Below are 21,733 nucleotides of genomic sequence, written 5' to 3'. Positions count from 1 at the left end.
CTGGTAATATGTATAGATTGAAAATGCATATTAGGTAATGCCCGGGCCATCTTCCGGGCATCGCTGCCTCCAGATCCATGAATCGCAATCTCTGGCTGTTATCCATCCTGCAGGGCTTGTTCCTGACCAATAACGTCACGTTCATGGCCATCAACGGCCTGGTGGGATTCTCATTGGCGCCCTACGGATGGTTGGCGACCTTGCCCGTGATGGGGTATGTCGTTGGGGGCGCGATCTGCACCGGCCCGGTGGCGTGGACGCAGCGGCGCTTCGGGCGCAAGACCAGTTTTGTGTTGGGACTGGTTGTGGCGGCAGGGTCCGCGTTGCTGTGTGCTTTTGCTGCCTACATCGAGAGTTTCTGGCTGTTGTGCACCGCTACGATGATCGCGGGTTATTACTCCGCCAATGGTCAGCTGTATCGTTTCGCATCTGCCGAGTTCGCAGCGCCAGAGGCGCGCGAGAAGGCTGTTTCGATGGTGATGGCCGGCGGTTTGCTGGGTGCTGTCTTGGGGCCTAACCTGGCCTCATATTCAAAAGCCTGGCTCGCGACCCCGTTCATGGGGGCGTATCTCGCGTTGGTGGTGGTCGCGTTGGTCGCGATGGTGCTGCTGTTCTGCATGGATTTTCCCGAGGCGCCCAAACGCGCGTCGGTATCCGGCGGGCGTCCTATGTCGGTGATCGCGCGGCAACCTACATTTCTCGTTGCGGCCGGGGCGGGTGCATTGAGCTATGGCGTCATGAACCTGTTGATGGCGGCGACGCCATTGGCCATGCAGCATCATGGCATGCCATTTGACGATGCGGCATTTGTGCTCGAATGGCACGTCATCGGGATGTTTGCGCCAGGCTTTTTCACGGGATATCTGATCAAACGATTCGGCGCGCTGTCCGTGATGGCCTGCGGCGGTTTGCTGAATCTCCTGTGCATTGCCGTAGCGCTCGCAGGTACTGACCTGCATCATTTCACCGCGTCGCTGTTCATGCTCGGTGTCGGTTGGAATTTCCTGTTCACTGGCAGCACGACTTTGTCCCTGTCGACCTACACAGCCGAGGAAAAAGACAGAGCGCAAGGCACGATGAATTTTTGCGTATTCGCAGTGATGGCCTTGAGTTCGTTGACGTCGGGAATGTTGGTCACCACGCAGGGGTGGACGATACTGAACGTCGGGTCCCTCGTTCCCATGCTTGCGATTTTGGTTGGGTTGGCGTGGTTGGGATATCGCCATAAAAAAGAGCCTAGAGCGGCGACCGTGGGCTGAGGGCTTATATCGCAGTAGAAAGTATCGGCAACGCTGCCAGATGCGTGTCTATGGTCGTTCTGACATGTTGGTCCATCGGAAGATGTTTTTTTTCCTTGCCCCAATGTTCTGTGAACAAGGCGATTGTCTCTTGTACGACATCCAAAACCAGCTTGCGCGGTAGGGCGGCTTTGGCTACGAAATGATTTAACTCGTCGATGGTGTAGCCTGAGAACTCTTTTGTTCGACTGAATTTGAGCGCAGATCTGTCTCCCGGGATATAAGCAATCGTGGAGACAAAGTCATAAGCCGGTGATAAACGCGCATGCCGTCGATCAGGATAGATGAGGGACCAGTTCTTTAAATGCATGTCGCCATTGCCGATCAGGACGTTGAACGTGATTCTGCGGATAAGCTCCGCTATGTCTTCAAGACCGGACTCGGCGGCGATCACAGTGGCCAAGTTACGGTAGTTGGCCTTGCTGTATTTTTCGGTGGGGTATACGTCGAATACCTGTGCAAAGTCTTCGATATGAACGGCGCCGTTATCTTCTTTCCGATCAAATCGTCTGATGACGAATGCTTTGCCCTCCAGGCGTTCAATACCTCGTGGCAGGTTGTCGATCGCGCGGACATCCACGAGATCTATGTCCGGCACATTGATTCCGATAGATTTGGCCAGGGTCATCATGGAAAACTCGTTCTCTGGCACATGGCTGAATTCTCGGGATGGCAGCTTTACGATCCAGTGTCCGCCGACGCCATGGGCTGGAATCGTCATGCCACCGCGTACATTCATCATCGCGGAAAATTTTAATTGCACACCCGCCAATGAGAAGTGCAACGCATGATCTTCTGTTGATTGTCGCGGCGTTCGGCTGGGAAGCGTGGTGGCCTCAGTGGGCCAGGGCTGCGTATCCGAGGGTACGACCGTGATGGCACCAGGCAAGTCCTGGCCCAATGCCCACAGCAGAGAAAACTCGCGTTCTGCGTGCACACCAACCGATGATGCAAGATACCGTCGTAGAGGACCTTCTGGTAGCAGATTGGAAAAGAACGGCATCAGCTTCATGCGATGCGGCTTGAAGTCGATCAGCAGTTGGTCAAAGGCGTCTTTGAAACGCAGCCCTAGCGTTGGCCTGTTTGAGTCATGAATGTATGACTCGTTGAATGAAAATAGTGTTTGATCATGGCCTACATGGCTTAGTGTGCCGATAGGTTGACCGTATAAGAGGACGGTTAGAAAAGAGATATCGTGCATCAGTCGTCATCCTCGTCCAAAGAGTAGGCAGGCTTTGGTTCGGAGAGCGATGATGCACTAGTCATCTGGCGTGCAATTGACTGCACCGCGGGAATGGCCTGCCGAGGGATGAGCATGACCTCCAGGCCTAACGTATTGGCGAGGGCCGCCAGGCTGGAGAGCCGCAGATCCACCTGCTTGTTTTCAATTTTGGATATGTGCGCTTGAGGCACGCCAGCGAGCTGACTGAGTTCACGTTGGCTCAGGTTTTGGGCTATGCGAACGCGCTGCAATTGCTCGGCGATCTGTTCTAGCTCGTAACGCATATTGATATCCAATAGCTAATAAAAAATCCTATATGATTAGCTAATATACATCAAAAGCTCGAAGGTGGCAGGGAGTTTGATGTTGTTTTATATATCAAATTGGGTGCTTGATGCATAAATACACATTAATAAGAGGGCTGCATAAATGGCCGATTCTTTTGCTTCGCCAGGCACTCAGCAGGTCGGTCAACTCATTCGCTTCTGGCGTCGTCGGCGTAATCTCAGTCAACTGGCGCTAGCGCTGGACGTAGGCGTTTCCACGCGTCATTTGAGCTTCGTTGAGACCGCTCGCTCCAGACCCAGCGCCGATATGCTGCTGGCCCTTACTGAGCGGTTGGATGTTCCTCTGCGAGAGCGCAATCAAATACTCGTGGCGGCCGGATATGCCCCGACGTTTACGCAACGCACGCTGCAATCCCGGGATATGCAGGCCGTGCAGGCCGCATTGAGCCGATTGCTGGATGCTCATCACCCCTATCCCGGGTTTGCGCTCGATCGGCAATGGAACGTGGTGCAAGCCAACCGCGCGGGCATGGCATTGGCTGAGTTGCTGCCGTCTTCGCTGCGAGAGCCATCGTTGAACGTCTATCGCGCGTCGCTACATCCGGAGGGGCTCGCACGGTTCACCGTCAATTTCTCTGACTGGGCTCGTCATCTGCTGCACAATCTGCGCACTGCAGTTGAAAGCAGCCACGATACGGGTTTACAGCAGTTGGAAGCCGACGTCCTCAGCTACCCCAATGTACAGGCCGTCCTGGCCTCGCGCAGCGAAAACAAAAGCACCGGTATCCACGCGCTCTTAGTTCCCTGTGTTCTCGACCTGCCCATGGGGCGTTTGTCTTTGTTTACTACGTTGACGACATTTGGCACGCCGCAGGATATTACGCTGCAGGAACTGTGTATTGAGTTGTTCTATCCGGCAGATGCCGAGACAGAGGCTCTGCTGCGTCCGTAGACCATTACCTGAGAGGTAATCGACCGCGCAATCAGGCTTCCGTATTCTGAGTATGTACTCAACATTCACGCTCACTACGGAGAATAGTATGCCTGCGTATGCCATAGGATTGCTCACCGATGTTGATTTCAACGCCGAAATCATCGAATACATCAGCACCATAGAAAGCACGATGAAGCCCTTCGATGGGCGATTTATCGTGCATGGCGCCCACGCCGAAGTCCTGGAAGGGGCCATGAACATGGATTGCATCATCATCGAGTTTCCGTCGATCGACCATGCTCGCCGATGGTATGCGTCGGACGCGTATGGCAAGTTGATCCCTTTGCGAGCACGCAATTCGAAAGGCGCGATTTTTCTGATCGACGGCGTGCCGGCAGATTATTCGTCGGTGACGCTGATCGAGAAAATGGCAGTGGGCACGGTTATTCCAACGTGACATGTCTGACGGCGACGCCGTTGCGAGCCCTTAGTGGCGCATTGCCTTCGCCACGCTCAAAAACGCCGCCAATGCCGGATTCGCATCATCGCGGCGCCATGCCAGGCCCACCTCTTGGCTCAGAAATTCGGTGGTATCCGATAAGGAGACATAACGGACTTTTGGGTGAATCAAGGATCGCAGGTTGCTGGGCACCAAAGCCACGGATAGTCCGGCAGCGACCAAACCAATGACGCTGCCGACTTGCGCACTTTCCTGATCGATGCGGGGATAAAACCCGGCGGTGGCGCAGGCCGATATCAACTGGGCGTGCGCTGCCGGTACGTGCTGCCGCGCAAACGCTACGAAAGATTCATGCTCCAAATCCCGCAATGAGATGGCTTTCCGTCGAGCCAGGCGATGATTGTGAGGCAGGGCCGCCATGAGCCGGTCATGTTGATAGGGCGTCGACGCGAGCAACGTTTCGTCGTTGGACAAAGGCGTGCGCAACATGCCCACATCCAGATATCGCCCTTTCAACCGTTCTAGTTGATCGCGTGTTGTCATCTCGAAAACGCGCAGTTTGACCTGCGGAAACTCGCGACGGAATCGCCCGATCAGTTCGGGCATGAATCCGTAGCCCGCACTGCCGATATATCCCATCGACAGCTGGCCAATCTCACCACTGGTGGCGTGTTGCGCACGCTCGATGGCCACGCGCTCGTATGCCAGCCATTGATAGGCTTCCTCCAGGAATACCTTGCCGGCCGGGGTGAGGGCCACGCTACGTTTATTGCGAATGAACAGCGGGGTGCCTACATGTGCCTCCAGTTTCTGTATGGCCTGGCTTAACGGCGATTGCGCGATGCCTGCGCGCAGCGCTGCACGGCCGTAGTGCAATTCCTCGGCCACGGCGATGAATTGGCGCAGTAATCGGCTATTCAGCATAAAGATATTTTTTGTCTCACAGAGTGCTGAATTATATGTTGGACATGAAGAAAACGTGTTCTTAGACTGAGTATCTGGATCAACACCCTAGTGGACAGACTCAATGAGCGAGACAGCTTCTTCAACCCAAGACACTTATCGCGCTATTGCTGCGTTGCTCGGAAATGATTGGGTCAAGCAGGACGCTCCGGAACGCCGGCTGCGTTTGCATGGGGTTTGTCCCACGTTCGATTCCCCGCACAAGCTGACAGTTGCGGCTGCTAGTGCCATCGGCGCCTATGCGCTCGCTGTCGAGCGTTGGCATCATTTGGCCACAGGTGTGCACCAGACCGTCGCCATTGATTGGATGCAGGCAGCCTGCTCATTGAATCCCGGGCATTTTCAGACGCAGAGTGGATTTGCCCTGCCTGCGTTGTCCTTGTTGACAGAGCTGAAGGCCGATTTCTATCAGACGGCCGACGATAAATGGTTTTTCCCCATCGGCTCGTATCCGCATTTGCGCGACGGCGTACTGGAACTGCTCGATTGCGCCAACACGGCGTCGGCACTGGCCAAGGCCATATCGCATTGGAAAGGCGACGACTTGGAGGACGCCTTCGCCGAACACAAGTTGCCGGGCATCTATGCCCGATCGCAGGATGATTGGCTAAGTCACCCTCAAGGCAGACGTCTGGCACAGTTGCCTGCCGTCGAGGTCATCAAGATCGATGATAGTGAGCCAGAGCCTGCGCGAGCGAGCCTTCGGCCCTTGGACCACTTGCGCGTGCTGGATCTAGGGCATGTGATTGCCGGACCTGTCGTGGCGCGCTCATTGGCCGAGCACGGTGCAGACGTGTTGCGCATCACCTCGCCGGCCATGCAAGACCCATTTCGTCAGACGGTCGATACCAATATTGGAAAACGGTCCGCGTTCCTCGATTTTGATACCCAACAGGGGTTGCAGACTGTGAGGGAATTAATGAGCGGCGCCGATGTTGTGGTGCAATCATGGAGGCCCGGCAGCATGAGCAGGCGCGGTCTGGGCCCGCAAGACGCAGCATTGATACGGCCTGGCATTATCTATGTGTCGGTGACAGCGTTCGGCGATGAGGGGCCGTGGGGCCAGCGTGGCGGATTCGAACAACTAGGCCAAGCGGTAAGCGGCGTCTCTGTGAGAGAAGGCGCGCAGGGAAAACCTCGCGTTGTGCCTCCCTATCTACTGAATGATTACCTGACCGGTTATCTAGGAGCTACCGGCGTGATGCAGGCATTGATCCGCCGCGCGCAAGAAGGAGGTAGCTATCACGTCAAAGTGTCATTGGCGCGCACATCGATGTGGGTGCAAGAGTTGGGGCTGTTAAGTGGCTTTGATCCCATGCAACCTCGCCGGCATTTTGCCCAAGCGTTGAATCCGGTGCTGGAAACACGGGAATCTGCTTACGGCACATTGCAGCAATTGCCGCCGGTTGCACAGTTTTCGCGTACACGTGCGCAGTGGTCGCTGCCACCTGCTCCCAATGGTGCGCACAATGCCGCATGGCAATAGCTTCCATGGTCTTGCTATACCAATAATCAGGGCGAAGGAGACATTATGAAGATCGGACGATGGGCGTGCGCACTCGCTGCCGCCACAACCACCAGCTTGGCCGGCGTGGCGTATGCCGAGTCAGCTTATCCCACCAAACCCATCACATTGATCATCGGCTTTGCCCCGGGAGGCCCGACTGATGCGATCGGGAGGGTGTTATTCAAGACCGTGTCGCAAAAGCTGAACGTTCCTATCATCATCGAAAACAAACCTGGTGCCGGCGGCAACATCGGGACGCAAGAATTGATGCGTGCCAAACCGGACGGCTATACCCTGTTGTATGGCACCTCGTCGATTACGACAGCCCCGCCTTTGTTTGGGCGGGATGATCTGAATCCCACGAAAGCGTTCGTGACAGCCAGCTGCTCAGTCAGCGTTCCGCTCATTCTTTTGACGAATAAAGCGATGAACATGACATCGGCGCCTCAGTTCTATGAGGCAATCAAAGAGAATCCCGGAAAATATTTCCAAGGTTCGTCCGGTAACGGATCGATCGATCACCTGGTGTCGATGGATATCGCGAATCGTCTGGGTCTGGATTTCCAGCATGTTCCTTATAAAGGCAATGGCCCTGCATTGACCGATCTCGTCAGTGGGAACGTGAATTTCATGTATTCGGGTTCCTTCAATAGTGCGATGCCATTCATCCAGAATGGCCAAGCCAAGGCGCTTGCCGTGACCTCGGAAAAACGATCCGTCAGTTTGACTGATGTGCCCAGCCTCAGTGAGGTCGTACCCGCGCTGAAAGGGTTCGACGCGGGTACGTGGCAAGTGCTGATCGCGCCCAAAGGCACGGATCCTGAGATACTGAAGAAACTGGACCTTGCATTGCAAGCAGCCTTGAAGGATCCTGATGTGCAGAAGAGCCTGCGGTTTCAGGGGGCGGAGCTGATGAACAAAGATCCGAAGGCCTGCCAGGATTATGTGGCGTCCGAGTATTCCCGATGGAGCGAGACGATCAAACGGCTCGGCTTGAAAGCGGGAGGCTAGCGATACCGTTGGCATCGTCAGCGCCCCGGCCAGCCAGATCAGGATCTGGCTGCAACATGCTCCGCAATCGCACGCCCGATGTCCTCGGTCCGCGCATCGCCGCCCAGGTCCGGTGTCCGCGGACCTGATTTCAAGCAGTCTTCGATCGCACGCAAAATGGCATCATGGGCGTCGTCGCTGCCCAGGAACTGCAACATCAATGCGCCCGACCAGATCATGGCGATGGGGTTGGCGATGCCTTTGCCATAGATGTCCGGCGCAGAGCCGTGCACGGGCTCGAACAGCGACGGAAACTTGCGCTCCGGGTTCAGGTTCGCCGACGGTGCGATACCGATCGTGCCTGCGCAGGCAGGGCCCAGATCCGACAAGATATCGCCAAACAGATTCGACGCCACCACCACATCAAAACGCTGTGGTTGCAACACAAAACGCGCTGCCAGGATATCGATGTGCTGCTTGTCCACCGTGATGTCGGGATAGTTTGCCGACATGGCGTTGGCGCGGCCATCCCACCAGGGCATGCTGACCGCGATGCCATTGCTCTTGGTCGCGACCGTCAGATGTTTGCGATCGCGGCTTTGGGCCAGATCGAACGCATAGCGCAGCACGCGATCCGTACCGTGGCGCGTGAATACCGATTCCTGGATCACAATCTCACGATCGGTGTCGGGGAACAGGCAGCCGCCCAGATTGGTGTATTCACCCTCGGTGTTTTCGCGCACGATATAGAAATCGATGTCGCCTGCCTTGCGGCCGGCCAAGGGGCAGGGCACACCGTCAAACAGGCGCACATGGCGCAGATTGATGTATTGATCGAACTCACGCCGGAATTTCAGCAGCGATCCCCACAGTGAGACATGATCGGGCACCGTTGCGGGCCAGCCCACCGCGCCAAAGAAAATCGCGTCAAACTCCTGCAACTGCGCTTTCCAGTCTGCCGGCATCATTTCGCCATGCTTTTCGTAATAGTCGCAGTTGGCCCAGTCGAAATGGACGATCTCCAGCGGCAGGCCGAAACGTTTCGCGGCGGCTTCGACGACGCGCAGGCCTTCGGGCAGGACTTCGTTGCCGATGCCGTCACCGGCAATGGCGGCAATTTTGAATGATTGGGTCATGGGGGCGTACTCGATAGAAGTGAAAAGCGAGCCCCATGGTAGAAGGTGCACGAAGTATCTACAATGGCCAATATTGTGAAATTAATATGCACGAATCATGAATAATGATGTTCTGCCCGCTGATCTGCGCGTATTCTGTGCGGTCGTGCGTTCGTCCAGTTTCTCCGCCGCCGCCGCAGGCCTGGGCATGTCACCGGCCTATGTCACCAAGCGGATCCGGGTGCTGGAGGAGGCGCTGGCGACTTCGCTGTTTCATCGCACCACCCGCCGCGTGGTGACGAGTGAGGCGGGCGAGCGCATCTACCACTGGGCGCAGCGCATTCTGGATGATGTCGACCATTTGATCGAAGAGGTGGGCGTGACGCGCGGCGAACCTCAAGGTTCGTTACGCGTGTGCAGCAGCTTCGGATTCGCGCGGCGCGTGGTCGCGCCTGCGTTATCCGCATTCTCGGCACAGCATCCCTCCGTCCAGGTACACCTGGAGGCATTCGACCGATTGATCGATGTCGCGGCAGAGGGCTATGACCTGGACGTTCGTGTGGGCGACGAGATCGCCCCGCATCTGATTGCGCGGCTGTTGGCTGACAACCATCGCGTGCTATGCGCATCGCCAGCGTATCTGCAGGCTCATGGTATGCCCAGGAATCTGGATGACTTGGCGGCACACGATTGTCTCGTGATCAAAGAGCGCGATCATCCCTTCGGAGTGTGGCGGCTGCAGCGTGGACGGCGCGAACACACAGTAAAGGTGCGTGGCCCTTTGTCGACCAACAATGGAGAGATGGCGGTGAACTGGGCTGTGGATGGGCGCGGCATCATCCTGCGTTCGACCTGGGATGTGAATCCGCTGATCGAGCAAGGGCGTTTAGTGCATGTGCTGCCGCAGTATCGGCAGCAAGCCAACATCTGGGCAGTGTATCCGTCGCGGTTGAACGCATCGGCCAAGGTGCGGGTATGTGTGGAATTTTTGGAGACCTATCTGCGAGAGCAGGGGATATCAGGCCGGTAGCGCTCGATAGATAGGGGTGATGCTGACGTCGGTGTGCAATCCGGCAATCGTCATGCAAGCGCGGCATCTCTACAATCGGAGATCGATTTCCCGCGACTGTAGGCGATTCCGCCATGCGGGCTTCAGCTTGAGGACGACATGAAGATTTGCGTATTCGGCGCCGGTGCGGTCGGCAGCAATGTGGCAGTGCGACTCGCTAGTGCAGGGGTGGGAGAGGTAAGTATCGTGGCGCGGGGCCCGCATTTGGCGGCTATCCGTTCGCATGGTTTGTCATTGCGCCATATCGATGGAGAGCAATGGCATGCCCATTTTGATCACGCCACTGATGACCCTGCGACGCTGCCGCCTCAGGATATCGTGCTCGTCGCGCTAAAGGCCGCGAGTGTGCCTGCACAGGCCGACGCATTGCGCCAGCTATTGACGCCTGATGGTGTCGTCGCCTTTCTGTCGAACGGCATTCCTTGGTGGTGGAACTATGGCTGGAACAAGGGGGACGGGGCGCTGCCTTTACTCGATCCCGACGGCGCGCTCTGGAATCGTCTTGGCCCAGAACGTGCGTTGGGGACCGTGATTTATTCGGCCAACGAGGTCGAGGCGCCGGGGCGTGCGCTGCATCGCGGCGTGAATCGCTATATTTTCGGCGAGCCGGATGGCCGTTTGCCGGGACGGGCGGGCAGGCTGGCCGAGTTGTTCAGCAGCGCTGGACTGGGTGGCGAGACGACTGCCGATATCCGCTACGAAATATGGCGAAAACTGCTGCGCAACGCGGTGGGCAGCCCGTTTTGTGCGTTGACGAGGCTGGCATCGGCTCATTGCTCTCAAATTCCAGGTCTACCCGACATTCAGCGCGGGCTGGCGCTTGAGGTAGCCAACATCGCGCGTACGCTCGGATCGCCAATTACCGATGAGCACGCTCTGGGGGCAGTCAATACCCAATTGGCATCCAACGGCCGGCCGTCGATGCTGCAAGACGTGCTGCTGGGCCGGCGGATCGAGGCGGAGGCGCTATTGGGGCAACCACAGCAGTTCGCCCGGGAACTAGGTATTGCGTCCCCATATCTGGATACCGTGGTGGGGCTGTTGCGCGGCCTGGATCAGGCGCTCGCATTGGGTGTGCAGAAATAGCAAAAAATCGCGAGGCGGTTATCGAACGCCGTTGCGTTCGTAACCGTCCTGCCCGATATCTTCCGTAGTGAACCCGCGATCTGGCAGAAATACATTACCGTTTGTTCATAATTGGTGCGGTGCGATCACTCGTAGATACTCAGTTCTCCTATGAAATTTCATATTTCATGCTTCGGGTAAGAACGTAAAAAATCTAACCATTTATTCATAATTCAGCAGACTTTCTGGGCTGCCCACAGCTAAAATCGGCCGCGTGATGTTCCCCGCACAGGGGTTATTCGGTACGTATGAAAGATATCGCTGTCTATATTCGCAGCCGGGCCAAGTTCGGTGATCAGATCGCCTCGTTCCCAGCGCTTTATCAACTAAAGCAATGGTGGCCGCAGGCCAGGCTGCGAGTGGTTGGACAGCATGCCGTGTCTGGCTACTATTTGCCTTTGCCCTGGGTGGACGAGTTTGTGCAGGTCGATAGCCTGTACGCCGCCGCGCGCGCAATGCCGTGGCGGGCGGACATCGCGGTGTGTCTGCACCATAGCAGCGAGCGCTACGCCATCGTCAATATGCTGCGCATGCCCAAAGTGCGGCTAGGGTTCCAAAATAACCGCCTGCTGGATTTCATCTGGACGCACGGCTGGCGCAAAGACATCAATGAATACATCGGTCTGGCTAATTTGTCCCTCCTAGGGACTTATCGGCCTGTGCAGCCCGAAATCACGGCGCGTGATTGTTTTGCGAGCATCGCCGCGCTGGCTCCGCAGCCTGGTGCCTCAGCGGATATCGTCCTGATCCCCGGTGGCGGCGATGGGGAGTTCAAGCGCTGGGGTGTAGCCAATTTCGTCGCCCTGGCCGACATGCTCAAGGCGACGTTAGGAAGCGATACCCGCTTCAGCTTTGTCCTAGGCCCTGCCGAGGCCGCCGAGCGGACTGCTCTTCAGGCATTGAATCGGCCGGATTTTGAACTCGTCGTTGGCCGTACCGTGCCGGAATTAGCCGCGCTGATGCTCAACGCACGGCTGATTGTCGCCAATGACTGCGGCCCGTCGCACATTGGGCAGGGCGTATGCGTGCCTTATGTCGGTGTGTTCAACGAAGCCAATCCCGAGTGGTTCTGGGCACGATCCTATACCGAGGCGGTGTGCCCTGAACCGGGGCGTGTCGACATTCAATTAGTCTCGCCGGGCCAAGTGGCCGCGGCGTGTTCTCGAGTGTTGCAGACGCCGCGCCCTCTTTGGCTAAGTGCCCAGGAGCGCTCCACGGAGGGACAAGCCGGCGCTTTGACGTCCGGGTCAATGCTGCGCGACCGTGTCGCGGCCTGATTTACGGACCACGCGCCACAGCAGGGATACCAACGGCCATAACAGCATGATCAGCGCCAGCGTGGTGATCGTTCCGACCAGGCCGTTGGACCAGAATACGTGCAGGCCAGTACCCGGGCCCAGCATGGATTGCCGGAAAGCGTCCTCCATGCGATCTCCCAGGACCAGCGCCAGGATCATGGGCGCCAGCGGGTACGACAGCTTTTTCAGCACATAGCCTATTACCCCGAACAGCAGCATGAACCACACATCGAGCATGGCGTTATTGACCGAATACGCGCCAATGGCGCATACGACGATGATGATGGGGGCAACGATGGCAAAGGGGATGCGCAGTATCGCGGCAAACAATGGGACAGTGCTCAGCACAATGATCAGGCCCACGAAATTGCCCAGATACATGCTGGCGATCAAGCCCCAGACGAAATCTTTTTGTTCGGTGAACAACAGCGGGCCGGGCTGCAGGCCCCAGATCATCAGACCGCCCAATAACACGGCTGCCGTGGCCGAGCCCGGGATACCCAATGCCAGCATGGGCAGCAAGGCAGATGTACCCGACGCGTGAGCGGCGGTCTCGGGTGCAATGACGCCCTCAATCTCGCCGGTGCCGAATTTATGGCCATTGCGCGAAAACCGCTGAGCCAATCCATAGCCCATGAATGACGCTGCCGTGGCGCCGCCGGGCGTCACGCCCATCCAGCAGCCGACTATCGTGCTGCGTATCAGCGTCATCCAGTATCTGGGCATTTCCTTCCAGGTTTGCAGCACCACTTTGAGATTGATGCGCCCGCTTTTGCCCTCGAATTTCAGGCCTTCTTCCATGCTGACCAGGATTTCGCCGATACCGAAAAGTCCGATCACGACGACCAGGAAATCCACGCCACGCAGCAATTCCGACCAGCCGAACGTCATGCGCAATTCGCCGCTGACAGTGTCCATGCCTATTGCCGCCAAACCAAAGCCCAACATCATGGAAATGATGGTCTTGAACGGCGTCTTTTTATCTGTGCCTACGAAACTGCAGAATGTCAGCAGAAATACGGCAAAGAATTCCGGCGGGCCAAAGCGCAAAGCGAACTTGGACACCAGGGGCGCCAGAAAAGTGATCAGCAACACGCCTGACAGCGCGCCCACAAACGAACCCGTGAACGACGCGGTCAGCGCGTTGCCGGCACGGCCCTGTTGCGCCAGCGGATAGCCATCGAAGGTGGTAGCCACCGAAGACGTTTCCCCTGGAATGTTGAAGAGAATCGATGTAATCGCGCCCGCGAATAACGATCCCCAATAGATACACGACAGCATGATGATGGCTGAGGTGGGCGGCATGGTAAAGGTCAGCGGCAGCAGGATCGCCACGCCGTTCGGGCCGCCCAGGCCGGGCAGCACGCCGATGATGACGCCTAGCACCAGGCCGATGAACATCATGCCCAGGTTGTACCAGCTGAGCACTGTAGAAAAGCCATGGAATAACGCGGTCAGTTCATCCACTTGAGGTCTCCTGTTCCTGGTTTCAGTAGCCGAACAAGGCTTCTAGCGGGCCTTTAGGCAGGGGAACCATGAACTGAACTTCGAACATCCAGAACAGCACCGCGTTTACACCAACGCTGACCAGTACCGTCTTGAGCCAGCTGATCTTGCCGAGCAGTCGCATGAAGGCAGCGATGAACAGCGCCGACGCTACGTAAATCCCCAACAATTGAATGAGCAGGATGTACAAGGCGGTAGGCAGGAGCACCAGCAGCACCAGGCGAAAGCGCGCCCAACTGACAAAAATTTCCTGATTACGATGCTTGCCGAACATTGCCTTCAGGAACACCGCAACACTGGCAATGCAGATGATGAGCCCGATGTGAAACGGGAAGTACCCAGACTCAGGTCCGTCAGCGGCCCAAGTGATGCCTATGCGGTAGTTATCCACCATCATGACTACGCCCACGGCAAAAAATACGACCGCGGTTATTGCGTCGACGGCACTATGCGACAGCCCGCCTCCCGACGGGCGTTCCTGTGTTTGCGGTTGATCCATCCTGATTCCTCGGGCTTATTTTTTGGCAGCCAGACCGGCCTCTTGCATCAAGGCTTTGTGCTTGGCCTCATCCTGCTGCAGGAACTTCACGAAATCTTCGCCGGTCCGGTAGTCACCCTTGAGCGCCTGTTTGGCCAGGTAGTCCTTCCATTCCGGTGTTTCGCTGACTTTCTTGAGCAGGTCGGCGTAGTACGCGGCCTGTTCGGCTGTGCTGTCCGGCGGCAGGAAGAACGCGCGCAGCATTTGATATTGCACGTCGTAACCGGCTTCTTTGCAGGTCGGGATGTCGGCCCAGGATTGGGTCTTGGTGACCTTTTCGGTGTAGACCATGCGCTTGTCCGAGAACACGCACAAGGCGTTGAGCTGATCCGCACGCCACTGCGCAATGTTTTCGCTGGGGTTGTTTACGTTGGACTCGGTATGCTTGCCCACGAGTTGCGTGGCGGCCTCACCGCCGCTTTTATAGGGCACGTAGGTGAATTTCACGCCAGCCGCTTTTTCCAGCGCTACGGTGATGATCTGGTCTTCGCGCTTGGCGCCTGTGCCGCCCATCTTGAACTGTCCGGGCGGCGCGGCTTTTACGGCTTTCAGATAATCGGCAGCGGTTTTGTAGGGCGCTTCGGCGTTGGTCCACAACAGAAACTCATCTTGCGCAATCATGGCCACGGGAGTCAGGTCGCGCCAATTGAACGGCAGATTCACCGCGAGAGGCAGTGTGTAGATCGCTGAAAACGCCACCATCAGCTTGTGTGGATTCTTGGGCGAAGCCTTGGTATCCATGATGCCTTCGGCTCCGCTGGCACCGCCTTTGTTCAGCACCAGCGTGGTCTGCTTCATCAGCTTATGCTTCAGGATGATGCTCTGAATCGTGCGCGCCATTTGATCGGACGCACCGCCCGCGCCTGCAGGCACGATGATCTCCACGGGACGTGTGGGTTCCCATGCGTGGGCTGGTAGCGCAGACAGGCCGGCCAGCGCACCCAGCGAGGCGATGAAAAGCGTTTTTTGGGCCAGCCGGCTCCGGGCGGTATCAGCCGCCGGTACGGTGTGAGAATGGGGCGTAGATGGTCTGTGAGTCAGGTGCTTCATGATGTCTCCTCCGGGTCATACCGCGGGAGCGTCCTGTATCGGTACGCTTAGTTTGTGAGCCTTCCTGTCTGTACAGCGAGTCCTGTTTTTATTCCCCTGTGTCGGACTTTGAATTCGATGGCGCTGCTTTATCTGTCGCCTTGCATGGCGGTCTCGGCCTACGCCGGGTACGGTTTGCTGGTTTGGGACAGATAATCCAGCGCTGCCTGCACACCGCCTGGTTTGTGCGGTACGCCGGCTTTGTTCAATCCCATTTCCACGCCCGACAGCGTGCCGCACAGCGTCAAATCATTGAAATCGCCCAAGTGGCCGATACGGAAAATCTTGTCCGAAACTTTGCTCAGGCCCTGACCCAACGACATGTTGAAGTGCGTCAGCACCGTCTTGCGGAATGCGTCCGCACTATGCCCCTCCGGCATCATCACGGCCGTCAATGCCGGACTGTATTCTTCGGGCTTGCGGCACAGAATCTCCAGCCCCCACGCTTGCACGGCGCGGCGGGTAGCTTCTCCATGCCGCTTGTGCCGCGCAAACACATTCTCCAGTCCCTCGGCGAACAGCATCTGCAATGCTTCGTACAAGCCATAAAGCAAGTTGGTCGCAGGGGTGTAGGGAAAATATCCGCTGGGATTGATTGCCAGCATTTCCTTCCAGTCCCAGTAGGAACGCAGCAGCGCGGCAGTCTCGGAGGCCTTCAAGGCCTTGGCGCTGATCGCGTTGAACGACAGTCCCGCTGGCAACATCAGGCCTTTTTGCGAGCCCGCTACGGTGACGTCGACACCCCATTCGTCGTGCCGGTAGTCGATCGATGCCAAGGAGGATATCGTGTCCACCATCAATAGTGCAGGATGCTTGGCGTCGTCGATAGCCTTGCGCACGGCGGCGACGTTGCTGACGACGCCAGTGGCCGTTTCGTTGTGCACTACGCATACCGCCTTGATCTCATGACCGCTGTCGGCAGCCAGCCGCTTGCCGATCTGTTCGGCGTCCGCGCCGTGCCGCCAATCGCCTTCCTGGAACTCCACGCGCAGCTTCAACCTTTCTGCGACCTTTTTCCACAACGTCGCAAAATGGCCGGTTTCTGCCATCAAGACTTTGTCGCCTGGCGACATCGTATTGACCAGCGCGGCTTCCCAACTGCCGGTGCCCGACGCCGGGTAGATGATCACATCCGACTCGGTCTGAAATACTTTTTTCATGCCTGCCAACACGGCTTTGCCCAGCTCACCGAATTCCGGGCCGCGATGATCGATGGTGGGATTATCGATGGCACGCAGCACACGATCAGGCACATTCGTCGGGCCCGGGATCTGCAGAAAATGACGACCGGAGGGGTGTGAATGCAATGGCAGCATGTGTAGAGCTCCTCAGGAACTTGTATACAAAATACAAATCTTGATGAAGAATACGCATCAAGGCTGCAATTTCGCAAGCAAAACTTATGCGGCACCACAGCATTTTCAGGAGGCATGAGGCCAGTAAAATAGGAAGCTCATCCGACCAGCTCCGTATGGCAACGGGCAACGCCGATGACATGCATGCCTTTTAAATTTGTATACAAATGAAAATCGACTCTGTGAGCCTACCTAATCATTCATCCTCGCCGACGGCGGAGCCCGCGCAGGCATCGGAAGCCGTGGACCGACGCACGCTGCCAGCGACCATCGCGGACCGGCTGCGCGAGATGATCATCGAGGGTGAACTGGCCGCAGGCGCGCGTCTGAATGAACGAGAACTATGTGATCGGCTGCAGGTGTCGCGTACGCCGTTACGCGAAGCTTTTCGCTTGCTATCGGCAGAGGGGCTGGTCCGCATTCAGCCTAATCGTGGCGCGCATGTGGTGGCCTTGTCGGAGAAAGACATCCGGGAAAGCTTTGAAGTTATGGGTGCGCTTGAGGCCTTGTCCGGCGAATTGGCCTGCCAACACATCACCGAGCAGGAAATTGCAGAGATCCGGGCGCTGACCTTTGAAATGCAGGCCTGCCATGCCAGGCAGAATCTCTCGTCGTACTACCACGTCAATCGAGCGATTCATGATCGCATCAATGCCGCCGGCCAGAATCATCTGCTGTCGCAGGTCTATCAGAACATAAACCTGCGCCTGCAGAACTTGCGGTTTCGCTCCAATCTGAACCACGAAAAATGGGACAGGGCCATGCGAGAGCATCTGGAAATGGTCGATGCGTTGGCGTCACGCGATGGCCCCCGGCTCGCGCAGATCATGCGCGACCATTTGCGACGCAAGGGCGAGGCCGTCCTCGAGAGTCTGAGGCTGCACGCCGATACCTTGAGCACTACCCATAACGCGGATATCCCTGACGACCCAGGCGAATCCTGATATTCCTCAATCGATCTGATGCAGGACAACCATGAACGCGCCGTTATCCTCACAAGCACAAGCCGAATTGAATCCATTGCATCTAGAGCTGGCCGCTCGCCTGCGTCGTGAAACGCAAGGTGAGGTGTTATTCGAGCGTGGCGCACGTGGACGTTATTCCACCGATGCATCCATTTATCAGATCGAACCTGTTGGGGTATTGATTCCCAGAACGAGCGCTGATGCTGCAACGGCGCTGAACGTGTGCCGTGAGCTGTCTGTGCCTGTGCTGGCGCGCGGTGCTGGTACCTCGCAATGTGGCCAGACTGTCGGGGCAGCGCTGGTCATCGACAACAGTAAATATCTCAATCGCGTCCTCGATTTCGATCTGGCGGCCATGACCGTCACAGTAGAGCCGGGCATCGTGTTGGATCATCTCAATGCATGGTTGAAGCCGCATGGCGTGTGGTTTCCGGTAGACGTCAGCACGTCGGCCCAATGCACACTGGGTGGCATGGCAGGCAACAATTCCTGTGGTTCGCGATCGATCGCCTACGGCAATATGGTGCATAACGTGCAGAGCATCGATGCATTGCTGTTGGACGGCACGGCTGCGACGTTTACTGAAGCCAGCCGCATGGGTAATGCGCCGCCACGCATACGGGCTCTCATGGAAATGCTGCAGGAGATCGCTGCACGCGAGCGCGACGAGATCGAGCGTATGGTGCCGAATGTGTTGCGTCGCGTGGGCGGCTACAACCTGGATATCTTTCATCCGCAAAGCTCGCGCCCCTATACGGCCGACGGTCAGGTCAATCTCGCTCATATGCTGGTGGGCAGCGAAGGTACGCTGGCCTATACCCGCAGCATCACGCTCAAGCTGTCGCCGTTACCCGCCGCCAAAGCGCTGGGTGTGGTGAACTTTCCCACCTTTTATCAGGCCATGGATTCGGCTCGCCACATTGTCGGGCTTGGCCCATGCGCGGTGGAGCTGGTCGACAGAACCATGATCGACCTGGCCCGCAGTAATCCCGCTTTTCGTCCTGTCATCGAGAAAGCACTGATCGGTGAACCCGAAGCCATTCTGTTGGTCGAGTTCGCAGGTGAATCGCAAGATGAACAATTGGCCAGCTTGGCAAAATTGGTCGAACTGATGGGCGATCTCGGGCTGCCAGGTTCGGTGGTGGAAATGCCGGAGGCCGCAGCCCAGAAAGCACTATGGGACGTCCGCAAGGCAGGGCTCAACATCATGATGAGCATGCGCGGAGACGGCAAGCCGGTTTCCTTTATCGAAGACTGTGCGGTACCGCTGGAGCACCTGGCCGAATACACCAGTCAGTTGACCGATGTGTTTTCCAAGCACGGCACGAAAGGGACCTGGTATGCGCACGCCTCAGTGGGCACGCTGCATGTCAGGCCCATTCTGGACATGCGCCGGGACGGCGCGGCAAAGATGCGCGCGATTGCCGAAGAGGCCGGAGAGTTGGTGCGGCGATACAAGGGCGCCTTTTCCGGCGAGCATGGCGATGGCCTGGTGCGTAGCGAATGGGTGGCATGGCAGTTCGGGCCTCAGCTCACGCGTGCGTTCGAAGCCATCAAGGACGCTTTTGATCCGGACAGATTGATGAATCCGGGCAAGATCGTGCGCAGCACAAAGATGGATGATCGGCCCCTGTTTCGCTTCAAACCCGATTATCGCGTCATCCCGCTCACACCCGTACTGGATTGGTCCGCCTGGAACGTGAACAACGATCCTGCCTCGGATACGGTCAGCGATCCTGGCACCGGAGGTGATCCCGCGCAGGGCCTGGCCAAGGCAGTGGAGATGTGCAACAACAATGGACACTGCCGCAAGTTCGATGCGGGCACCATGTGCCCCAGCTATCGCGTCACGCGTGACGAACAGCACCTGACCCGCGGCCGCGCCAACACGTTGCGACTGGCTTTGTCGGGCCAACTCGGACAGGATGCGTTCACCTCTGATGAGATGCGCGCCACTATGGATCTATGTGTCAGTTGCAAAGGCTGCAAGCGCGATTGCCCCACTGGCATCGACATGGCGCGCATGAAAATCGAATTCATGAGCCAATGGCGGCAGAAAAGAGGACTGGCGCTGAAAGACAAACTCATTGCCACGCTGCCGCGCTGGGCGCCCTGGGCTGCCCGTTTTTCGTTCGTGTTTAATTTGCGCAATACCATGCCGGGGGCGGCCTGTCTATCCGAGCGCCTGTTGGGATTTTCCTCGAAGCGGACGCTGCCGACCTGGCGCAATGACGTCTTCACCGATCGGGCTGCGTCGGTGGATGCGGACACGGCCGACGTCGTGCTGTTTGCCGATACGTTTAACAACTACTTTGAATCCGAGAACGCCCGTGCCGCGCTTGCCGTCCTGCAAGCCGCTGGCTATCGAGTTCATGTCGCAAGTCCAGCGGTAGATGATGCCGAGCCAAATCGTCCGTTATGTTGCGGCCGGACCTACCTGTCGGCAGGCATGGTCGATCACGCGAAAGCCGAAGCACGCCGTGTCGTGAATGCACTGCAACCGTTCGTCGCCCGAGGCGTGCCCATCGTGGGCCTGGAACCCTCCTGTCTGCTGTCGCTGCGCGATGAGTTTCTGGTCATGGGGTTGGGTGATGATGCGCAGGCGCTGTCTCAGCAAGCCTATCTATTCGAAGAATTCCTGGCCAACGAACTCAAGGCGGGCCGTCTCGACCTGAAACTGAATCCGTTGCCGCAAAAGCGCGCATTGCTGCATGGCCATTGTCACCAAAAGGCCTTCGACGCCGTCAAACCGGTTCAGCAGATACTGGCATTGATTCCCGAGCTAAAGGTGGAATTGATCGAATCGAGTTGCTGCGGAATGGCTGGCAGCTTTGGCTACGAGGCGTCGCACTATGAGACCTCTATGAAAATGGCCGAGCTCTCGTTGTTGCCTGCCGTGCGTCAGGCGGGCGCTGACACTTTGCTGGTTGCTGATGGCACCAGTTGCCGTCATCAGATTGCCGATGGCACTCAAAAGGAAGGTGGCTTGCGGGCTGAGCATGTGGCATGCGTATTGCAGAGGGCATTGACTGTACCGTGACCGAGCCGGTCATATCCCGGCCTCAGGGGGCGGGTGCTGTCGATACGCGAACCATGTGTTTGGGTATTCGGAAACTGGACCGATTAAAAATCAATGCGCTCTGTGGGGAAGACATTGCCTTTTTCGATCACTGTCTGCTAGGCGGAAGTGGCGCCATTTCCGCATCTGCCCATATACGGCCGGATATATTTGTGGCGGTGATGGCTCTCACGAAATTGGGCCATCATGACGAAGCTGCGATGCTGTTTGCGTCGTTAAAGCCGATGATCAGACTGCTGTTCCAAGAGCCTAACCCAAGTCCTATTAAACAGGTCTTGTCCTCTTTGGGCGTCTGCGCGAACGAGTTGCGCTTGCCGATGACGCCAGTCAGTGAGGTGTTAGCCAAGAGATTGGGGCTGGCTTTAGCGAGATTGCCGTCCATAGAGGACGTCGCTGCGCATTTGGCGCGCAGCCGGACGGATGCACGCCTCCCACATGTAGACTCACCCAAGCGGCAAGAGAATTCATGCGCACGCTATTTGCTACAGTATCGGCAAGCACATCCCCAATGATCCGGAGGAACGGTCATGTCATTCGAAGGAAGCTGCCATTGCGGCGCAGTCAGATTTGAAGTCCAGGCCCCCATTCCGACGCAGGCGATCAGTTGTAACTGTTCGCACTGCCGGCGCAAGGGCTTCCTGCTGTCTTTCTTTCCTGAGGCACAATTTACCCTGTTACAGGGCGAGTCGTCGTTAGGCTCGTACCGATTCAACACCCACAAGATCAACCATCGTTTTTGCCAGGCCTGCGGCACTCAGGCTTTTGCCGAGGGAGCGAATCCGGATGGCTCCGCTGTACGCGCCGTGAATCTGCGGTGTGTGCCGTCGATCGATCTGGATGCGTTGTCATTGCAGAAATATGATGGGGCAAAGGCCTAGGGTTCGCGCCACTTTCGTCACGCAGTACCGTTTAAAATAAAAAAAGATTCGCGTG

Annotated in this window: 20 protein-coding genes; 12 read left to right on the top strand and 8 right to left on the bottom strand. The window is 57.2% G+C overall.

The genetic code is table 11. The features are described from left to right. The first annotated feature begins 77 nt into the window (after positions 1–77). A complete protein-coding gene (locus ACYVIT_RS21070) occupies positions 78–1,259 on the top strand; it encodes an MFS transporter (RefSeq protein ID WP_415804434.1) in 1,182 nt (393 codons plus the stop codon). Positions 1,260–1,263: 4 nt separating this feature from the next. On the opposite strand, the gene ACYVIT_RS21065 is transcribed toward ACYVIT_RS21070, so the two are convergent. Beyond that, positions 1,264–2,499: a type II toxin-antitoxin system HipA family toxin gene (locus tag ACYVIT_RS21065; RefSeq protein WP_415804433.1), complete on the bottom strand. Its 1,236-nt coding sequence runs from the start codon at positions 2,497–2,499 to the stop codon at positions 1,264–1,266. Further along, entirely contained in the window at positions 2,499–2,804 is a 306-nt protein-coding gene (locus ACYVIT_RS21060) for a helix-turn-helix domain-containing protein (protein WP_415804432.1), read from the bottom strand. Before ACYVIT_RS21060 ends, ACYVIT_RS21065 begins: the two co-directional genes overlap by 1 nt. Before the next feature lie 145 nt (positions 2,805–2,949). Here ACYVIT_RS21060 and ACYVIT_RS21055 point away from each other — a divergent pair, with 145 nt between their 5' ends. Together ACYVIT_RS21055 and ACYVIT_RS21050 are read left to right on the top strand one after the other, a co-directional pair. Beyond that, positions 2,950–3,759, top strand: a complete 810-nt coding sequence (locus ACYVIT_RS21055) for a helix-turn-helix domain-containing protein (protein WP_415804431.1) — start codon at positions 2,950–2,952, stop codon at positions 3,757–3,759. A gap of 88 nt (positions 3,760–3,847) precedes the next feature. Continuing rightward, positions 3,848–4,198 (top strand): DUF1330 domain-containing protein, encoded by a 351-nt coding sequence (locus tag ACYVIT_RS21050; protein ID WP_415804430.1) that lies wholly within the window; start codon positions 3,848–3,850, stop codon positions 4,196–4,198. Positions 4,199–4,228: 30 nt separating this feature from the next. On the opposite strand, the gene ACYVIT_RS21045 is transcribed toward ACYVIT_RS21050, so the two are convergent. Further along, a complete protein-coding gene (locus ACYVIT_RS21045; protein ID WP_415804429.1) occupies positions 4,229–5,125 on the bottom strand; it encodes a LysR family transcriptional regulator in 897 nt (298 codons plus the stop codon). Between the two features lie 103 nt (positions 5,126–5,228). Here ACYVIT_RS21045 and ACYVIT_RS21040 point away from each other — a divergent pair, with 103 nt between their 5' ends. Together ACYVIT_RS21040 and ACYVIT_RS21035 are read left to right on the top strand one after the other, a co-directional pair. Continuing rightward, complete coding sequence (locus tag ACYVIT_RS21040; RefSeq protein ID WP_415804428.1) at positions 5,229–6,650, top strand: CoA transferase; 1,422 nt, start codon at positions 5,229–5,231, stop codon at positions 6,648–6,650. Between the two features lie 45 nt (positions 6,651–6,695). After that, positions 6,696–7,682 carry a Bug family tripartite tricarboxylate transporter substrate binding protein gene (locus tag ACYVIT_RS21035; protein WP_415804427.1) on the top strand — a complete coding sequence of 329 codons (987 nt, stop codon included), beginning with the start codon at positions 6,696–6,698 and terminating at the stop codon, positions 7,680–7,682. A gap of 38 nt (positions 7,683–7,720) precedes the next feature. On the opposite strand, the gene ACYVIT_RS21030 is transcribed toward ACYVIT_RS21035, so the two are convergent. Further along, positions 7,721–8,797 (bottom strand): tartrate dehydrogenase, encoded by a 1,077-nt coding sequence (locus tag ACYVIT_RS21030; RefSeq protein ID WP_415804426.1) that lies wholly within the window; start codon positions 8,795–8,797, stop codon positions 7,721–7,723. A gap of 97 nt (positions 8,798–8,894) precedes the next feature. On the opposite strand from ACYVIT_RS21030, the gene ACYVIT_RS21025 reads away from it, so the two are divergent. From ACYVIT_RS21025 to ACYVIT_RS21015, 3 genes are all read left to right on the top strand, one after another. Further along, positions 8,895–9,806, top strand: coding sequence for a LysR substrate-binding domain-containing protein (locus ACYVIT_RS21025; RefSeq protein WP_415804425.1), 912 nt, complete (start codon positions 8,895–8,897; stop codon positions 9,804–9,806). Positions 9,807–9,944: 138 nt separating this feature from the next. Beyond that, entirely contained in the window at positions 9,945–10,931 is a 987-nt protein-coding gene (locus ACYVIT_RS21020) for a ketopantoate reductase family protein (RefSeq protein WP_415804424.1), read from the top strand. Between the two features lie 287 nt (positions 10,932–11,218). Beyond that, entirely contained in the window at positions 11,219–12,247 is a 1,029-nt protein-coding gene (locus tag ACYVIT_RS21015; RefSeq protein WP_415804423.1) for a glycosyltransferase family 9 protein, read from the top strand. Here ACYVIT_RS21015 and ACYVIT_RS21010 read toward each other — a convergent pair. From ACYVIT_RS21010 to ACYVIT_RS20995, 4 genes are all read right to left on the bottom strand, one after another. After that, entirely contained in the window at positions 12,218–13,735 is a 1,518-nt protein-coding gene (locus ACYVIT_RS21010) for a tripartite tricarboxylate transporter permease (protein WP_415804422.1), read from the bottom strand. The two genes, ACYVIT_RS21015 and ACYVIT_RS21010, sit on opposite strands and share 30 nt — an antisense overlap. Before the next feature lie 22 nt (positions 13,736–13,757). Then, positions 13,758–14,273 (bottom strand): tripartite tricarboxylate transporter TctB family protein, encoded by a 516-nt coding sequence (locus ACYVIT_RS21005; RefSeq protein ID WP_415804421.1) that lies wholly within the window; start codon positions 14,271–14,273, stop codon positions 13,758–13,760. Between the two features lie 15 nt (positions 14,274–14,288). Continuing rightward, positions 14,289–15,362 carry a Bug family tripartite tricarboxylate transporter substrate binding protein gene (locus ACYVIT_RS21000; protein ID WP_415804420.1) on the bottom strand — a complete coding sequence of 358 codons (1,074 nt, stop codon included), beginning with the start codon at positions 15,360–15,362 and terminating at the stop codon, positions 14,289–14,291. 158 nt (positions 15,363–15,520) lie between these two features. Then, positions 15,521–16,717: a pyridoxal-phosphate-dependent aminotransferase family protein gene (locus ACYVIT_RS20995; RefSeq protein ID WP_415804419.1), complete on the bottom strand. Its 1,197-nt coding sequence runs from the start codon at positions 16,715–16,717 to the stop codon at positions 15,521–15,523. Between the two features lie 206 nt (positions 16,718–16,923). On the opposite strand from ACYVIT_RS20995, the gene ACYVIT_RS20990 reads away from it, so the two are divergent. The 4 genes from ACYVIT_RS20990 to ACYVIT_RS20975 are packed head-to-tail and all read left to right on the top strand — an operon-like array spanning position 16,924 to position 21,678. After that, complete coding sequence (locus ACYVIT_RS20990) at positions 16,924–17,700, top strand: GntR family transcriptional regulator (RefSeq protein WP_415804418.1); 777 nt, start codon at positions 16,924–16,926, stop codon at positions 17,698–17,700. A gap of 31 nt (positions 17,701–17,731) precedes the next feature. Next, complete coding sequence (locus ACYVIT_RS20985; protein WP_415804417.1) at positions 17,732–20,761, top strand: FAD-binding and (Fe-S)-binding domain-containing protein; 3,030 nt, start codon at positions 17,732–17,734, stop codon at positions 20,759–20,761. Beyond that, the gene (locus ACYVIT_RS20980) at positions 20,728–21,312 is read left to right on the top strand and encodes a dihydrodipicolinate synthase family protein (RefSeq protein ID WP_415804416.1); all 585 of its coding nucleotides are present in this window, start codon (positions 20,728–20,730) and stop codon (positions 21,310–21,312) included. The genes ACYVIT_RS20985 and ACYVIT_RS20980 overlap by 34 nt, the downstream gene beginning before the upstream one ends. Positions 21,313–21,327: 15 nt before the next feature. Beyond that, entirely contained in the window at positions 21,328–21,678 is a 351-nt protein-coding gene (locus tag ACYVIT_RS20975) for a GFA family protein (RefSeq protein ID WP_415804415.1), read from the top strand. The last annotated feature ends 55 nt before the right edge of the window (positions 21,679–21,733 follow it).

This window comes from Bordetella muralis (genome assembly GCF_054781015.1).
This window is presented reverse-complemented; position numbering and strand designations above follow the sequence as displayed.

Bases quoted from the DNA above. Each gene is read 5' to 3' on its own strand.
- ACYVIT_RS21070 (WP_415804434.1), top strand. From the start codon at position 78: ATGAATCGCAATCTCTGGCTGTTATCCATCCTGCAGGGCTTGTTCCTG.
- ACYVIT_RS21065 (WP_415804433.1), bottom strand. From the start codon at position 2,499: ATGCACGATATCTCTTTTCTAACCGTCCTCTTATACGGTCAACCTATC.
- ACYVIT_RS21060 (WP_415804432.1), bottom strand. From the start codon at position 2,804: ATGCGTTACGAGCTAGAACAGATCGCCGAGCAATTGCAGCGCGTTCGC.
- ACYVIT_RS21055 (WP_415804431.1), top strand. From the start codon at position 2,950: ATGGCCGATTCTTTTGCTTCGCCAGGCACTCAGCAGGTCGGTCAACTC.
- ACYVIT_RS21050 (WP_415804430.1), top strand. From the start codon at position 3,848: ATGCCTGCGTATGCCATAGGATTGCTCACCGATGTTGATTTCAACGCC.
- ACYVIT_RS21045 (WP_415804429.1), bottom strand. From the start codon at position 5,125: ATGCTGAATAGCCGATTACTGCGCCAATTCATCGCCGTGGCCGAGGAA.
- ACYVIT_RS21040 (WP_415804428.1), top strand. From the start codon at position 5,229: ATGAGCGAGACAGCTTCTTCAACCCAAGACACTTATCGCGCTATTGCT.
- ACYVIT_RS21035 (WP_415804427.1), top strand. From the start codon at position 6,696: ATGAAGATCGGACGATGGGCGTGCGCACTCGCTGCCGCCACAACCACC.
- ACYVIT_RS21030 (WP_415804426.1), bottom strand. From the start codon at position 8,797: ATGACCCAATCATTCAAAATTGCCGCCATTGCCGGTGACGGCATCGGC.
- ACYVIT_RS21025 (WP_415804425.1), top strand. From the start codon at position 8,895: ATGAATAATGATGTTCTGCCCGCTGATCTGCGCGTATTCTGTGCGGTC.
- ACYVIT_RS21020 (WP_415804424.1), top strand. From the start codon at position 9,945: ATGAAGATTTGCGTATTCGGCGCCGGTGCGGTCGGCAGCAATGTGGCA.
- ACYVIT_RS21015 (WP_415804423.1), top strand. From the start codon at position 11,219: ATGAAAGATATCGCTGTCTATATTCGCAGCCGGGCCAAGTTCGGTGAT.
- ACYVIT_RS21005 (WP_415804421.1), bottom strand. From the start codon at position 14,273: ATGGATCAACCGCAAACACAGGAACGCCCGTCGGGAGGCGGGCTGTCG.
- ACYVIT_RS21000 (WP_415804420.1), bottom strand. From the start codon at position 15,362: ATGAAGCACCTGACTCACAGACCATCTACGCCCCATTCTCACACCGTA.
- ACYVIT_RS20995 (WP_415804419.1), bottom strand. From the start codon at position 16,717: ATGCTGCCATTGCATTCACACCCCTCCGGTCGTCATTTTCTGCAGATC.
- ACYVIT_RS20990 (WP_415804418.1), top strand. From the start codon at position 16,924: ATGAAAATCGACTCTGTGAGCCTACCTAATCATTCATCCTCGCCGACG.
- ACYVIT_RS20985 (WP_415804417.1), top strand. From the start codon at position 17,732: ATGAACGCGCCGTTATCCTCACAAGCACAAGCCGAATTGAATCCATTG.
- ACYVIT_RS20980 (WP_415804416.1), top strand. From the start codon at position 20,728: ATGCGTATTGCAGAGGGCATTGACTGTACCGTGACCGAGCCGGTCATA.
- ACYVIT_RS20975 (WP_415804415.1), top strand. From the start codon at position 21,328: ATGTCATTCGAAGGAAGCTGCCATTGCGGCGCAGTCAGATTTGAAGTC.